We start from the raw sequence: 532 nt of genomic DNA, 5'->3' as shown, positions 1-532 counted from the left end.
TCTTCCCGGGACAGATAGCCGAGCATCGGGCATTCGAAGCGTTTTGCCGGAACACCGAGCGCATGTTCAATCACCTGCAGCGATGACACGTCGCGGTGCGCCGCAAACTTCAGGAACGAACGCAGCGCCGCGAGACGGGCATTGCGGCTACGCACGCTGTTGTGCCGATCGCGTTCCAGATGATCGAGGAAGGCCATGATCAGATCGGGCGTGATGTCGGGCAGCGTGAGTAGCGCCGGCGACCGGCCAAGGCGCGCCTCGGCAAAGCCCAGGAAGAGCATGAAGGCATCCCGGTAAGCGGCCACAGTGCGCGGGCTGAGGGCGCGTTGTTGTGTCAGGTGCTCGACGAAGAAGGCTTGTACGAGCGCGGGAAACGATGGCGGTGGTTTGGCTTGCCTACGCATCATCGTCTCCCGCGAGATCGGCGAATTGCTCGAACCGCCCGGCTGTGATCGCCATCAACTCGGGAACGCCGGTGAGGTACCAGTACGTGTAGAAGATCTCGGCATGGCCCATGTAGGTCGACAGGGCC

General features: G+C 62.6%; 1 protein-coding gene. It reads right to left on the bottom strand.

Translation table 11 applies throughout. The annotated features are described in order from the left end of the window. On the bottom strand, positions 1-404 hold a 404-nt coding region (locus tag BB334_RS17305), incomplete at its 3' end, for a site-specific integrase (protein ID WP_198531296.1). Between the last annotated feature and the right edge of the window lie 128 nt (positions 405-532).

Source organism: Thauera phenolivorans (assembly GCF_001696715.1).
Classification (GTDB): Bacteria; Pseudomonadota; Gammaproteobacteria; order Burkholderiales; family Rhodocyclaceae; genus Thauera; species Thauera phenolivorans.
This window is presented reverse-complemented; position numbering and strand designations above follow the sequence as displayed.